At 61.5% G+C, this 14018-nt stretch carries 13 protein-coding genes and 1 riboswitch; all 13 genes read left to right on the forward strand.

From position 1 onward, the window contains the following. Positions 1-69: 69 nt before the first annotated feature. Positions 70-210: riboswitch (molybdenum cofactor riboswitch) on the forward strand. Beyond that, entirely contained in the window at positions 202-1188 is a 987-nt protein-coding gene (moaA, locus tag ACL2XQ_RS06195; RefSeq protein WP_410016001.1) for a GTP 3',8-cyclase MoaA, read from the forward strand. It overlaps the preceding riboswitch by 9 nt. 8 nt (positions 1189-1196) lie before the next feature. Further along, entirely contained in the window at positions 1197-1679 is a 483-nt protein-coding gene (gene moaC / locus ACL2XQ_RS06200; protein WP_410016000.1) for a cyclic pyranopterin monophosphate synthase MoaC, read from the forward strand. Beyond that, positions 1676-1921, forward strand: coding sequence for a molybdopterin synthase sulfur carrier subunit (moaD, locus tag ACL2XQ_RS06205; protein ID WP_413730737.1), 246 nt, complete (start codon positions 1676-1678; stop codon positions 1919-1921). Before moaC ends, moaD begins: the two co-directional genes overlap by 4 nt. Positions 1922-1936: 15 nt before the next feature. Next, complete coding sequence (moaE, locus tag ACL2XQ_RS06210) at positions 1937-2398, forward strand: molybdopterin synthase catalytic subunit MoaE (protein WP_410016597.1); 462 nt, start codon at positions 1937-1939, stop codon at positions 2396-2398. 125 nt (positions 2399-2523) lie between these two features. After that, on the forward strand, positions 2524-3234 hold the full coding sequence (locus ACL2XQ_RS06215) for a Bax inhibitor-1 family protein (RefSeq protein WP_413722337.1): 711 nt from the start codon (positions 2524-2526) through the stop codon (positions 3232-3234). A gap of 611 nt (positions 3235-3845) precedes the next feature. Beyond that, a complete protein-coding gene (locus ACL2XQ_RS06220) occupies positions 3846-4835 on the forward strand; it encodes a D-cysteine desulfhydrase (RefSeq protein WP_410015997.1) in 990 nt (329 codons plus the stop codon). Between the two features lie 130 nt (positions 4836-4965). Continuing rightward, positions 4966-5721 (forward strand): L-cystine ABC transporter ATP-binding protein TcyN, encoded by a 756-nt coding sequence (gene tcyN / locus ACL2XQ_RS06225; protein ID WP_410015996.1) that lies wholly within the window; start codon positions 4966-4968, stop codon positions 5719-5721. Positions 5722-5958: 237 nt separating this feature from the next. After that, on the forward strand, positions 5959-7383 hold the full coding sequence (gene rhlE, locus ACL2XQ_RS06230) for an ATP-dependent RNA helicase RhlE (protein WP_413722339.1): 1425 nt from the start codon (positions 5959-5961) through the stop codon (positions 7381-7383). A gap of 259 nt (positions 7384-7642) precedes the next feature. Continuing rightward, positions 7643-8599 (forward strand): tRNA dihydrouridine(16) synthase DusC, encoded by a 957-nt coding sequence (gene dusC / locus ACL2XQ_RS06235; RefSeq protein ID WP_413722340.1) that lies wholly within the window; start codon positions 7643-7645, stop codon positions 8597-8599. A gap of 230 nt (positions 8600-8829) precedes the next feature. Further along, positions 8830-11256, forward strand: coding sequence for a membrane-bound PQQ-dependent dehydrogenase, glucose/quinate/shikimate family (locus tag ACL2XQ_RS06240; RefSeq protein ID WP_413722341.1), 2427 nt, complete (start codon positions 8830-8832; stop codon positions 11254-11256). A 235-nt stretch (positions 11257-11491) separates the two neighbouring features. Further along, positions 11492-12157, forward strand: a complete 666-nt coding sequence (locus ACL2XQ_RS06245) for a DUF1345 domain-containing protein (RefSeq protein WP_410015993.1) — start codon at positions 11492-11494, stop codon at positions 12155-12157. Between the two features lie 160 nt (positions 12158-12317). Further along, positions 12318-13190, forward strand: coding sequence for a carbohydrate ABC transporter permease (locus ACL2XQ_RS06250; RefSeq protein ID WP_413722343.1), 873 nt, complete (start codon positions 12318-12320; stop codon positions 13188-13190). Then, the gene (locus ACL2XQ_RS06255; protein ID WP_413740148.1) at positions 13180-14010 is read left to right on the forward strand and encodes a carbohydrate ABC transporter permease; all 831 of its coding nucleotides are present in this window, start codon (positions 13180-13182) and stop codon (positions 14008-14010) included. The genes ACL2XQ_RS06250 and ACL2XQ_RS06255 overlap by 11 nt, the downstream gene beginning before the upstream one ends. Positions 14011-14018: the final 8 nt, after the last annotated feature.

Consider the following 14018-nt stretch of genomic DNA (forward strand, 5'->3'; position numbering starts at 1 on the left):
CCATAGCGTCCAGTAACAATTAGGGCTAGAATAATTTTCAACCAGGTTTTACCGCGCTGATGACGGCGTCGGGAAGGCCAACTCCTAGCCTTTACGCCTAAGTGGCTCCTGCGAGCGATATGGCGTTCAGGCCGTGGCGACAGCCACCAGGGTGCAGGATAGAAATGTCCGCATCTCCCGTATTTGGAAAGGTGTTTAACGGTGCCAGAACTTATCGATGCGTTTGCGCGCAAGTTTTACTATTTGCGCCTGTCCGTCACGGACGTCTGCAACTTTCGTTGTACCTATTGTTTGCCCGACGGCTACCGTCCCAACGGCAATACCAATAAAAGTTTCCTGTCGCTGGATGAAATCCGGCGCGTCACCCAGGCCTTCGCCGAACTGGGCACGGAAAAAGTGCGCCTGACCGGCGGCGAGCCGTCGCTGCGGCGAGATTTCCGCGATATCATCGCCGCCGTGCGTTCCCATCCGCAAATCCATACCCTGGCGGTTACCACTAATGGCTATCGGCTCGAGCGCGATATCGCCGGCTGGCGCGACGCCGGACTGACGGCGCTGAACGTTAGCGTCGACAGCCTGGACCCGCGCCAGTTCAGGCTTATCACCGGCCAGGACAAGTTCCGCCAGGTGATGGCCGGCATCGATGCCGCCTTTGCCGCCGGCTTCAGTAAGGTCAAGGTCAATACCGTGCTGATGCGCAACGTCAACGATATCCATCTTGACAGTTTTCTCGCCTGGATAAAAACCCGGCCCATCCAATTACGGTTTATTGAACTGATGGAAACCGGCGACGGCGGCGAGTTGTTCCGCACCCGCCATGTGTCCGGCGACACAATTCGCCGGCGGCTGGAGCCGATGGGCTGGGAACTTCAGCCGCGCGGACGCAGCGACGGCCCGGCGCTGGTGTTCCGCCATCCGGATTACGAGGGCGAGATCGGCCTTATCATGCCTTATGCCAAGGATTTCTGCGCCAGCTGCAACCGCCTGCGGGTATCCGCCGTCGGCGATCTCCATCTTTGCCTGTTCGGCGAGGACGGCATTCCGCTGCGCGACCTGCTGGGGGACGATCGGGGGCTAGACAGGCTCAAAGATCGTATTTCGGGCGGCCTGCGGCTGAAGAAGCAGACCCATTTCCTGCATGAGGGCAATACCGGCGGTACCCGCAATTTGTCATTTATCGGCGGTTAAGGAAGAGTATGTCATCATTTACCCATATTAACGCCAGCGGCGAAGCCCACATGGTGGATGTCTCCGCCAAAGCCGAGACGCTGCGCGAAGCCCGCGCCGAGGCGTTTGTCACCATGTCCGCGGAAACGCTGGCCATGATCGTCGATGGCCAGCATCATAAAGGCGATGTCTTCGCCACCGCGCGTATCGCCGGCATCCAGGCCGCCAAACGCACCTGGGAACTGATTCCGCTTTGCCATCCGCTGGCGCTCAGCAAGGTCGAGGTCCACCTGACGGCGGAAACCGCCCGCCACCGGGTGCGCATCGAAACCCTCTGTCGCCTGACCGGCAAGACCGGCGTGGAGATGGAAGCATTGACCGCCGCCTCGGTGGCGGCGCTGACTATTTACGATATGTGCAAAGCGGCGCAGAAGGATATGGTTATCGGGCCGGTCAGGCTGCTGGCGAAAAGCGGCGGCAAATCCGGCGTTTTCACGGCGGAGGCATTATGATAACCGTGCTGTTTTTCGCCCAGGTGCGGGAGCGGGTGGGGGTCGAAAGCCTGCGGCTTGATGATGACTACGGAAGCGTTGAGGCGCTGCGCCTGTCGCTTATGGCGCGCGGCGACCGTTGGGCGCAGGCCCTGGACGCCGACCAATTGCTGACGGCGGTAAACCAGGCGCTGGTCCCGCGTGAGCATCCGCTGGCCAGTGGCGATGAAGTGGCGTTCTTCCCGCCAGTGACCGGGGGCTGAGCCGCTATGGATGAGATGACAGACACCCGTATCAGCGTCGGCCCGCAGTCCTTTGATATGGCGCGGGAGTACGCCTGGCTGGCGGACTGCGCTGACGACGGCGCGGTGGTGACCTTTACCGGCAAGGTACGCAACCGCAACCTGGGCGACGAGGTCAGCACCCTGACCCTCGAACACTACCCCGGTATGACTGAAAAGGCCTTGGCGGAAATCGTGGCGGAGGCCCGGCAACGCTTTGCGCTGCGGCGCGTCACGGTCATCCACCGGGTCGGCGCGCTGGCCACCGGCGAGCAGATCGTGCTGGTCGGCGTCAGCGGCGCCCATCGCGGGGCGGCGTTCGCCGCCGCCGAATTTATCATGGATTACCTGAAAACCCGCGCGCCGTTCTGGAAACGTGAAACCACCGACCAGGGCAGCCGCTGGGTGGATGCGCGCGACAGCGATCGCCAGGCCGCTGACCGGTGGCAGGCCTCCTGAAGAGAACCTCGCACCGGTGATTTTGCGCCGGGCCTTTGATTCGGCCCCCGGTTTTTGTGGTATGCTGTTTTCAGGTGGGTCGCCTTCGCGGCCTGTGTTTTCCGTTTACGTTAAAGGTGACAGTCATGGACCGATTTCCCCGTTCCCAGGGTTCGATAGTTGAACGCGCTGATGCCGGCATCCAGCCTTTTATGGCCCAGGTTTATGGCTGGATGACGTGCGGATTATTATTAACCGCCTTTGTTTCCTGGTACGCCGCCCGCACGCCGGCGGTGCTGAACCTGGTGTTTTCCAGCCAGATCACCTTCTTTGGCCTGATTATCGCCCAGCTGGCGCTGGTGTTCGTGATCTCCGGCATGGTCAACCGCCTCAGCGGCACGGTGGCCACCGGGCTGTTTATGCTCTACTCCGCCCTGACCGGGCTGACGCTGGCGAGTATCTTTATCGTTTATACCGCCTCGTCCATCGCCGGCACCTTTGTGGTGGCGGGGGGCATGTTCGGCGTGATGTCTATCTATGGTTACACCACTAAGCGTGATTTAAGCGGTTTCGGCAGCATGCTGTTTATGGCGCTGATCGGCATCGTGCTGGCGTCGGTGGTCAATATCTGGCTGAAGAGCACCGCGCTGATGTGGGCGGTGACCTATATCGGCGTGCTGGTGTTTGTCGGTTTGACCGCCTACGACACCCAGAAGCTGAAAAACATGGGCGCCCAGCTTTCCATCGACGACAAGGATCAGTACCGTAAATATTCCATTGTCGGCGCGCTGACCCTGTATCTGGATTTCATCAACCTGTTCCTGATGCTGCTGCGTATTTTCGGCAACCGCCGGTAAGACTGGCCGACCGGGCGCCCCATGGCGCGCCAGGCACGGATCACCGATGCTGCATAAGGCATGTTAAAGGGAGAACATGCCAATGGGATTGAATCGGGCGTGGTTTTCCCGCCCGACCGAGGCGCCATGGCATGGTATGCCCGCTATCTCCGATGCCGCATAAAGCGTGTTAAAGGGAGAGCGTGCCAATGGGGTCGAATCGGGCGTGGTTTTCCCGCCCGACCGAGGCCCCATGGCATGGTATGCCCGCTATCTCCGATGCTGCATAAGGCGTGTTAAAGGGAGAACATGCCAATGGGGTCGAATCGGGCGTGGTTTTCCCGCCCGACCGAGCGCCCCATGGCGCGGCATGCCCGCCAACGCCGCGCTTAAAGCAGACGTGTTCAAGGGAGAGCGCGCCAATGGGGTCGAATCGGGCGTGGTTTCCCCGCCCGACCGAGCGCCCCATGGCACGGCATGCCCGCCAACGCCGCGCTTAAAGCAGACGTGTTAAGGGAGAGCGTGCCAATGGGGTCGAATCGGGCGTGGTTTTCCCGCCCGACCGAGCGCCCCATGGCGCGGTATGCCCGCCAGCACCGACTTAACAACGATCCTGTTAAAGGAAGCCGAAAATGGATCTATCCCTGCAGCTTGCCAACTTTCACCGCCTCGATCTCATCGGTCCGCCCACCCCCCTTGAATTCCTCCCGCGCTTATCCGAGCACCTGGGACAGGAAATCTACATCAAGCGCGATGACGTGACGCCCCTGGCCATGGGTGGCAATAAACTGCGCAAGCTGGAATTTCTCGCCGCCGACGCCCTGCGCCAGGGGGCCGATACGCTGTTGACCGCCGGGGCCATTCAATCCAACCACGTACGGCAAACGGCGGCGGTGGCGGCTAAGCTCGGCCTGCACTGCGTCGCGCTGCTGGAGAACCCGATCGGCACCCAGGCGGAAAATTATCTTACCAACGGCAACCGCCTGCTGCTGGATCTGTTCGACGTCGAGGTGATAATGTGCGACGCCCTGGACGAACCGGATCGGCAACTGGCCGATACCGCCGAACGCCTGGAAGCGCAAGGGTTCCGCCCCTATGTGGTGCCGGTGGGCGGCTCCAATGTGCTGGGCGCGCTCGGCTATGTCGGCTGCGCGCTGGAAATAGCCCATCAGTGCGCCGGCCAGCTCGCCCCCGGTTATGTCGTCACCGCCTCGGGCAGCGGCGGCACCCATGCCGGACTGGCGCTGGGCCTGCAGGCGCTGATGCCGGAAACCCGGCTTATCGGCGTAACGGTTTCCAGGACCGACGCGCAGCAACGTCCGAAAGTGGCCGCCTTGCAGCGGCAATTGGCCGACGCGCTGGAATTCACCGCGCCGCTGGCGCCCATCCATCTTTGGGATGACTATTTCGCGCCCGGATACGGGGCGCCGAACGATGAAGGGCTGGCGGCCGTCAAGCTGCTGGCCAGGCTGGAAGGGATGTTGCTCGACCCGGTTTATACCGGCAAAGCCATGGCCGGGCTTATCGACGCCATCGACCAAAAACGCATCGGCCCGGAGCCGGTGATATTTATCCATACCGGCGGCGCGCCGGCGCTGTTTGCCTATCATCCCGGCGTATAAATGCCGTTGCCGCGCCCGCGGCGGCGTTTGCCTGATGCGGCCGGCGCGCGCTCATGATAATCTGCGCCCTGGGTTTTAAACAGTCGCCCCGCGGGGATAGTGACACGCGCTGATACGATCGGGAGTCGTAATGAGTACTATTGAAGTCAAGCAGCTGGTCAAGACCTTCAACGGCCAACGGGTGCTGAACGGCATCGACCTGTCAGTGAATACCGGCGACGTGCTGGCCATTGTCGGCCCCAGCGGCTCCGGCAAGACCACCCTGCTGCGCAGCATCAATTTACTCGAGGAGCCGGACAGCGGCACCATCCAGGTCGGGTCGATCGTCATTGACGGCGCCAGGCCGCTCAGCGCGCAAAAACGGCAAATCCGCGCCTTGCGCCAGCAGGTGGGCTTTGTCTTCCAAAGCTTTAATCTGTTTCCCCACCGTACGGTGCTGGAGAACATTATCGAAGGACCGGTGGTCGTCAAGGGCGAACCGCGCGCCGAGGCTATCGAACGCGCCCGGGAACTGCTGGCCAAGGTGGGTCTGAGCGGCAAGGAAGACGCTTATCCCAAGCGCCTCTCCGGCGGCCAGCAGCAGCGGGTGGCCATTGCGCGCGCGCTGGCCATGCGCCCCGAGGTGATCCTGTTTGACGAACCCACCTCGGCGCTGGATCCCGAACTGGTTGGCGAAGTGCTGAACACCATTCGCGCGCTGGCGGAAGAAAAACGCACCATGATTATCGTTACCCATGAAATGAGCTTTGCCCGCGATGTGGCCGACCGGGCGATATTCATGGACCACGGCGTTATCACCGAACAGGGGCCGGCCAAGGCGATTTTTACCCATCCCGAGCACGAGCGAACCAAACAATTCCTGGATAAGTTTATTAATGCCCATTAATGTTTAGAGCATTTTTCTCTGGTTTTTCAGCAACAAAAGCCATGCGGGACGCCGGCTGGGCGGGGTAGATTACAGTTATTTACCTGATACCCATCCCATTTTGCCGGTAATTTTGCTACAATCCGTTCAATAGTTTTTGTCCGTTCACCATGGTAAGGCTTTGCCTCCCATCTGATTATCCCCCTGAGCGCAGACTGGACAGGCGACGTCGGGGCGGATCTGGAGTTTTTCATTATTATGTCATTTGAATCACTTGGCCTAAGTGCCGAGATTTTGCGTGCGTTATCCGAGAAGGGCTATGACAAGCCGACTCCGGTACAATCCCAGGCTATCCCGTTTGTGCTGCAAGGCCGCGATATCATGGCCAGCGCACAGACCGGCACCGGTAAAACCGCCGCGTTTACCCTGCCTATTCTGCAACTGCTGACCCAGCAGAGCCCGGCGGTGAAAGGTCGCCGTCCGGTACGGGCGTTGATCCTGACCCCGACTCGCGAGCTGGCCGCGCAGATTGGCGAAAATGTCGTGGAATACAGCGCCCATCTTTCCATCCGTTCGCTGGTGGTTTTCGGCGGCGTGAGCATTAACCCGCAGATGATGAAGCTGCGCGGCGGCGTCGATGTGCTGGTCGCCACCCCCGGCCGTCTGCTGGATCTGGCGCAGCAGCGTGCCGTCGATCTGTCCAGCGTGGAAATTCTGGTGCTGGACGAAGCCGACCGTATGCTGGACATGGGCTTTATCCACGATATTCGCCGCGTCATGAAACTGCTGCCGGCGAAAAAACAGAGCCTGATGTTTTCGGCCACTTTCTCCGATGACATCAAGGTGCTGGCCAATACCCTGCTCAGCAATCCGGCCGCGGTTGCCGTCGCACGCGACAATATCACCGCCGACCAGATTGAACAGCGTGTCCACCTGGTGGACAAAAAGCGCAAACACGAGCTGCTGTCTTATATGATTGGCAAGCACGACTGGCGTCAGGTGCTGGTATTTACCAAGACCAAGCATGGCGCCAATAAACTGGCGGAAGCGCTGAATAAAGACGGTATCACTTCGGCGGCGATCCATGGCAATAAAAGCCAGGGCGCACGTACCCGCGCCCTGGCCGATTTCAAAGCCGGCCAGGTGCGCGTGCTGGTGGCCACCGATATCGCCGCGCGCGGCCTGGATATCGATCTGCTGCCCCATGTCGTCAACTATGAGCTGCCGCTGATTGCCGAAGACTATGTGCACCGCATCGGCCGTACCGGCCGCGCCGCCGCCACCGGCGAGGCGCTGTCGCTGGTCTGCGTTGATGAACTCGGCCTGCTGCGCGATATCGAACGCCTGCTGAAAAAACCGATCCAGCGCATCGCGGTGCCCGGCTATGAGCCGGATCCGACCATTAAGGCCGAGCCGCTGCAAACCGGCCGCGGCAGCCGTTCCGGCGGACCGTCCCGTGGCGGCGCTTCCCGCGGTGGCCCGTCGTCCGGTAACGGCGGCGGCGCCCGCGACAGCGGCAACAGCGCGCGCGAAGGCGGAGCCCGCGAGGGTCGTCCGCCCCAGCGCCGCCGTACAGGCGAAGGCGCCTCGCAGCCGGGACGTGGCGCCGCGCCGCGCCGCCCGGCCGGCGGTTCCTCCGCTTACGCGGGTTCAGGCGCACGCGACAGCCGCGGCAAGAAATAAGCCGCGCCCCCTGGCCTGAAGCCCTGGTTTGACCCAGGGTTGCAGGCGGATCCTGGCGCCGCTTACCCGCGTTGGGCATCCGGTCATGCGACCGGCGGTATCCGCCCCGTATTTACCCCTGACACCCGATCAGCAGACCGCCCGCGCAAGCGCGGCGGTTTTTTTATAGGCGCCATTTGCCGCCGGGCAGGGCGGTAAAAGCGTTGATTTTGCCACCCCTCATCACCTACTATGGCGCTTCTTTCCGGCCGGGTACTTTATGCGCGTATTATTGGCACCGATGGAAGGCGTTCTCGATTCGCTGGTGCGGGAACTGCTTTGCGAGGTTAACGATTACGATCTCTGCATCACCGAATTTTTGCGGGTGGTGGACAGCCTGCTGCCGGTCAAATCCTTTTATCGCCTCTGTCCGGAACTGCATCATGCCAGCCGGACGCCCGACGGTACCCCGGTGCGGGTTCAGCTGTTGGGTCAATATCCCGAATGGCTGGCGGAAAACGCCTGGCGCGCGGTGCAGCTCGGCTCGCTGGGCGTGGATCTCAACTGCGGCTGTCCCTCCAAGACCGTAAACGGCAGCGGCGGCGGGGCCTCGCTGCTGAAAGATCCCGAGCTTATCTACCGGGGCGCCAAGGCCATGCGCGCCGCCGTACCGGCCCATCTGCCGGTGACGGTAAAAATCCGCCTGGGGTGGGATACCCCGCACCGCAGCATGGAAATTGCCGACGCGGTCCAGCAGGCGGGCGCCACTGAACTGGTGGTCCACGGCCGGACCAAGGAAGACGGTTACAAAGCGGAATGCATCGACTGGCCGGCGATTGCGGCAATCCGCCGGCGTTTAACCATCCCGGTGATCGCCAACGGTGAAATCCGCGACGGGAAAAGCGCCAGCGACTGCCTGGCGGTAACCGGCTGCGACGCGGTGATGTTGGGGCGCGGCGCGCTAAGCCTGCCGAACCTGAGCCGGGTAATAAAATATCGTGAACCCAGGATGCCGTGGCCGGACGTGGTTGATCTGCTGCAAAAATATGTGCGCCAGGAAAAGCAGGGCGACACCGGCCTGTACCATGTGGCGCGCATCAAGCAATGGCTGGGTTTCCTGCGCCAGGAGTATGACGAGGCCGCCACGCTGTTTGGCGACATCAGGGTTTTAAAAACCTCCGCGGACATCGCCCGGGTGATTGGCCGCCAGACGCAAGCCGGGAGCCGCTGCGCGTAACCATGCCGCCGCCATAGGCATTTTTTCCCTTCAAAAAGCCAACGTTTTGCTATGGTTATACAGGGTGTTAATCGGGGTTAACCCGGCTTTGCCGCCGGCATGGCGCGCGGGTCCGTTTGGCGGCGCCAGGCCCACCGCGCAAGACCATAAACCTGATGGCCGTAACCCTCAAGGCCGCTATGGCCCATCGACACACTCTCCCTTTAACCTGTGGTGCATCAGGAGTATCTATGCTGCGTCGTCTGCTGTCCTTTCCCGGTATTACCGGTGTGGTTATCGCTCTTTTCGGCCTGGCGTTTATCGGGCTGGGAACCTGGCTGGCGACGCTTGGCGGCACGTTTTATTATCCGCTGGCTGGTGTGGCGCTCACCGCCTCGGGGATTATGATTGCCCGTCGGCAGGCGGCCGGCTGGTGGCTGTATCTGCTGGCCTTTATCGCCACCCTGGCCTGGGCGGTCTATGAAGTCGGCTTTGACGGCTGGCAATTGCTGCCCCGCCTGCTGGTGCCGGCGCTGCTCGGCTTGTGGTGCAGCATGCCGTTTATCACCCGGCCGGTATTCCCGTTGCGTTCCGACAGACGCCGGGCCACGGCGGCCGGGGTGATCTACCTGGCCGCTATCCTCGGCATTTTTGGGGCCGGCTTCCACGTCACCGAGACCCGGTTTGTCCATAACGCGGCGGTTGCGGCGCCATTGCCGCAAACGGCGACGTTCCCGGACGCGCAGCGTAACCAATGGCTCTATTACGGGCGCAATGCCGCCGGCGAGCGCTTTTCCCCCCTGGCGCAATTGACCCCCGCTAACGTCGGCCAATTGCAGCCCGCCTGGCGTTATGATACCGGCGATCTGCCGCGCGAGGGCGAGGATAAGGACGGCCGGGAATTTAATTTCGAGGTAACGCCGATTAAGATCCGCGATCGTCTGTATCTGTGTACCCCGCATCGTCGCGTTATCGCGCTGAACGCCACCACCGGCAAGCCCATCTGGAGCTATGACCCGCATACGGATACCGCCGCCAACGAATATCTCGCCTGCCGCGGCGTGGCGTATTATGCCGCGCCGGCCGATACGGGACAGGCCTGCGCCCGCCGCATAATCACCACCGCCGGCAATGCGCAAATGATGGCGCTGGACGCGGATACCGGCCGCCCTTGTGACGATTTCGGCGATCGCGGATTTGTCAGCCTGACCGACCAGATGGGCGATGTGCCGCCCGGCTTTCATTTTATTACCTCGCAGCCGCTGGTGGTGAAGGACCGGGTGGTGCTGGGAGGGTGGATTTACGACAACCAGGCGCGCGGCGAGCCGTCGGGCGTAGTGCGCGCCTATGATCCGGTAACGGGCAAACTGGCCTGGGCCTGGGATATGGGCCGGCCGGATCCCACCGCGCCGCTCAAGCCGGGCGAGACCTACACGCGCGGCACGCCGAACGGATGGGGCACCTATACCGCCGATACCGATCTCGGGCTGGTGTATATCCCGCTGGGCAACGCCACGCCTGATTACTACGGCGCCGCCCGCCGTCCGTTCGATAATAAATACTCGAGCGCGCTGGTCGCGCTGGATATCGAGACAGGCAAGGAGCGCTGGCATTTCCAGACCGTGCATCACGACGTCTGGGACTTTGATTTGCCCATCGGCCCTTCGCTGGTCGATTTGCCGTCGCCCGACGGCGTCGGCAGCGTGCATGCGCTGGTGCAAACCACCAAAATGGGCCAGCTGTTTTTGCTGGACCGCGCCACCGGCAAACCGCTGGCGCAGGTCATTGAAAAACCGGTGCCGACGCAGCCCTTGCTGCCGGGCGATACGCTGTCCCCCACCCAGCCGGACTCGGTGGGTATGCCGAACCTCTCGCCCGCCGATTTGAAAGAGCAGGATATGTGGGGCGCCACGCCGCTCGATCAGCTGTGGTGCCGCATCCAGTTTAAACGCGCCATCTATCATGGCCAGTACACGCCGCCCACGCTTGGCACCACTATCGCGTATCCCGCCTTTGACGGCGTGATGGACTGGTACGGCGCCTCCATCGACCCGGCGCGGCACCTGCTTATCGCCAATACCAGCTACATCCCCTTTACGGTGGAGACCATGCCCGCCGCCGAGGCGATCAACAAGGGGCTGATGAAACCCTGGGCGGGCTGGGGCAGCAAACAGCCCTATCCCAAACCCAAAGATTTTTCCGTCGGCCCGCAGTACGGCACCCCGTACGCGGCGGTGGTCAAACCCTGGCTGACCCCGCTCGGCGCTCCTTGCAGCGCGCCGCCCTGGGGGAAACTGGTGGCGATTGACCTGCAGACCCGGAAAATCGCCTGGGAGCGACCGGTGGGCACCACGCGGGATATGAATATCTTTAATACCCATACCAATGCGCCGTTGCCGACCGGTATCTTCAGCATCGGCGGCAATATCATCACCGCCGGCGGCCTGGTCTTTATGGGCGCCACGGCCGATAACTATCTGCGCGCCTTTGACGAGGCTTCCGGCAAACAGCTTTGGCAGGCGCGCCTGCCGGCGGGCGGCCAGGCGACGCCGATGACCTACCTGGGCGGGAACGGTCGCCAATATGTAGTGATTGCCGCCGGCGGCCATGGCGGCCTGCGTACCGAGCCGGGAGACGCCATCGTCGCTTATGCCCTGCCCAAGGATGCGGCGCGCTAGGCTATCCCACGCCGGACCGATTTCTATCCGGCCGCGGGACGCTAACGGCATGACGTCGGCCGCACCCTCCTTCGCACGGCCCTATCCGGCGTTAAAGGAACTATATTACCGGCGGTTCCTTGTCTTTTTCACCGGCAGGCTCTATTTTACGCTCATCCCCGCCGTGCCGGGTGCCCGGGGCCCTTGCCGCGGGCCAGCCGGTTATCGCCACGTTTACTAAGGTCCGGCCAGACACATGCGTTTTCTCCATCCCGTTAAGCACTATTTTACCGCGCGGCCCCGGCTGCTGATCGCCATCGCCGCCGGCGTGATCTGCTACTGGTGCCTGCCCGCGCAGTTTTCCACGCTGCTGCGCCTGATGATAAGCTGGAACGCCCTCGCCTGGCTGTATTTAGTATTCCTGTGGTGGGAGATGATGCGCGCCGGGCCGGAGGATATGCACGCCATCGCCTTGCGCCAGGACGAAAGCGCCAGCACGGTGCTGGCGTTGGTGACCTTGACCTGTATGGTCAGCGTACTGGTGATTCTGCTGGAGCTGAGCACGGTGAAACAGCTTTCGGGTTCGGTGAAAGCCTGGCATTTGATCCTGACCGGCGTGACGCTGGTGGTCTCCTGGGCGCTGCTGCCCACGGCGTTTGCCATGCACTATGCCCATCTGTTCTACCGCGATCGGGATGTTGCTGAAGTGCCGTTGCTGTTTCCCAAAGACCCGGCAAAACCGCTGTACTGGGATTTTCTCTATTTCTCGTTCACCATCGCCGTCGCCTCGCAGACCGCGGATATCGCCACCGGCACCACCGAGGCGCGCAAGGCGGCGCTGCTGCAATCGGTCATCTCTTTTATCTTCAACCTCGCCATCCTCGGCCTGTCGATAAACGTCGGCGCCGGCCTGCTGGGATAGCCTTGCGTCCATCGCCTGGCGCCTGCGGCGCCGCCCCGGCATCGTAGCGCGGTAGCTTCCGCGGCCGGGGATCTTGATTCCGTCATCTCATTGTCTTAAAACTGTCAAGCATGGCCCTTAGCATAGGGGCCACTTGCTGAAGCTGTGCAGAAGTCTATTTATGTTAAAACGCCTGTTTCCCTATTTGCTGCTCGCGCCCACCCTGATATTTTTAGCCGGCTTCACCTATTTTCCCCTGTTGCGCTCGCTGGTGGATAGCCTGTATGACTCGCGGCTTGCCACCGATAACCCGCCCTTTGTCGGCCTGGATAATTTTGTCCGCCTGTTCCAGGACCGGGTGTTCTGGCTCTCGGTCGGCAATAATCTGCTCTATATCCTGGTGACGGTGGTGCCCGGCGTGATCCTGGCGCTGTCGCTGGCGGTCTGGCTGGCGCGCAATACCCGGTTCAACCGGCTGCTGCGCGCGGCGTTTTTTTTCCCCACTATTATCCCGCTGGTCAGCGCCGCTACGCTTTGGACCTTTATCTTTATTCCCAACCTGGGCCTGCTGGACTATTACCTGGCTAAGGTTGCCGGCCCCATGGGCATTAATTACCTCGGCATGGGCAATAGCGCGCTGTTTGCCCTGGCGCTGGTCGGCATCTGGAAATTTGCCGGCTATTATATGCTGTTTTTCCTGGCCGCCCTGCAAGGCCTGCCCGCGTCGCCGCGCGAGGCGGCGCTGATGGAAGGGGCGTCGGAACGCCAGATATTCTGGTACATCCAGCTGCCGCTGCTCAGGCCGACGCTTAACTTTGTCATCATTATCGCCCTGGTGTATTCCATTACCCAAATCGATCATGTGGCCATCATGACCCAGGGCGGACCCAATCACGCCAGCTCGGTGCTGTTGTATTACATCCAGGATCTGGCCAATAACAGCCATGATTTCGGCAAAGCCTCGGCCGCTACCTTTTTTACCGTGGTGGCGCTGTTTGTGATTTCCATCCTGAATCTGCGCACCCTGGAAAAAGGGGTGCACTATGAGCGCTAACCCGTCGTTTCCGCTGCGAACCTTATCCCTGCTGCTGGCGTGCGCCGCTTTCCTGTGGCTGTCGCCCCTGCTGTGGATGTTTTCCGCCGCCATCAGCCCGGACAGTTTTTCACCCGCGATGGCCTCGCTGGTGCCGCGCCGGCCGCTGACGCTGGCCACGCTTGCCGGGGCCTGGGACAGCGCAGACTGGCTGCGGCTGTATGCCAATACGCTGATTTTCGCGCTGGGGACCTTCCTGGTACAGCTGGTCACCATCACCACCGCCGGATATGTGTTCGCCTACCATGAATTCCGCGGTAAAACCCTGCTGTTTTACCTGCTGTTGATCCAGTTGATGATCATGCCGGTGATGCTGATGGTGCCCAATATGATGACCCTGCATCAGCTTGGCCTGCTCAACACCCTGACCGGCGCCATGATGCCGTACTTCGCGTCGGCCTTCGGCGTCTTCCTGATGCGCCAGGCCTTTCTGAATATTCCGCGCGAACTGGAGGATGCGGCCCTGATGGAAGGCAGCCGCTGGTGGCAGGTGGTGCTGTATGTGCTGCTGCCCATGACCCGTCCCGCGCTGATGGCGTTTGCCGCCGTGACCATTACCTATCATTGGAACGAATTTCTCTGGCCGCTGATGGTGCTTAACGATCCCGATAAGCAGGTGCTTACCGTGGGGCTGGCGTCTTTTGCCATGGGGGCGGAATCCGGCGGGCAGTGGGGCATGATCAGCGCCGGTTCGCTGATGGTCTGCCTGCCGCTGATGGTGGCGTTTATCTTATGCCAAAAGCACTTTCTCAGTGGTTTTGGTTTTTCCGGTATTAAATAAGGGGATAG

Source organism: Sodalis sp. RH14 (genome assembly GCF_047324285.1).
Lineage (GTDB): Bacteria > Pseudomonadota > Gammaproteobacteria > Enterobacterales > Enterobacteriaceae > Acerihabitans.

Bases quoted from the DNA above. Each gene is read 5' to 3' on its own strand.
- moaC (WP_410016000.1), top strand. From the start codon at position 1,197: ATGTCATCATTTACCCATATTAACGCCAGCGGCGAAGCCCACATGGTG.
- moaD (WP_413730737.1), top strand. From the start codon at position 1,676: ATGATAACCGTGCTGTTTTTCGCCCAGGTGCGGGAGCGGGTGGGGGTC.
- moaE (WP_410016597.1), top strand. From the start codon at position 1,937: ATGACAGACACCCGTATCAGCGTCGGCCCGCAGTCCTTTGATATGGCG.
- ACL2XQ_RS06215 (WP_413722337.1), top strand. From the start codon at position 2,524: ATGGACCGATTTCCCCGTTCCCAGGGTTCGATAGTTGAACGCGCTGAT.
- ACL2XQ_RS06220 (WP_410015997.1), top strand. From the start codon at position 3,846: ATGGATCTATCCCTGCAGCTTGCCAACTTTCACCGCCTCGATCTCATC.
- tcyN (WP_410015996.1), top strand. From the start codon at position 4,966: ATGAGTACTATTGAAGTCAAGCAGCTGGTCAAGACCTTCAACGGCCAA.
- rhlE (WP_413722339.1), top strand. From the start codon at position 5,959: ATGTCATTTGAATCACTTGGCCTAAGTGCCGAGATTTTGCGTGCGTTA.
- dusC (WP_413722340.1), top strand. From the start codon at position 7,643: ATGCGCGTATTATTGGCACCGATGGAAGGCGTTCTCGATTCGCTGGTG.
- ACL2XQ_RS06240 (WP_413722341.1), top strand. From the start codon at position 8,830: ATGCTGCGTCGTCTGCTGTCCTTTCCCGGTATTACCGGTGTGGTTATC.
- ACL2XQ_RS06245 (WP_410015993.1), top strand. From the start codon at position 11,492: ATGCGTTTTCTCCATCCCGTTAAGCACTATTTTACCGCGCGGCCCCGG.
- ACL2XQ_RS06250 (WP_413722343.1), top strand. From the start codon at position 12,318: ATGTTAAAACGCCTGTTTCCCTATTTGCTGCTCGCGCCCACCCTGATA.
- ACL2XQ_RS06255 (WP_413740148.1), top strand. From the start codon at position 13,180: ATGAGCGCTAACCCGTCGTTTCCGCTGCGAACCTTATCCCTGCTGCTG.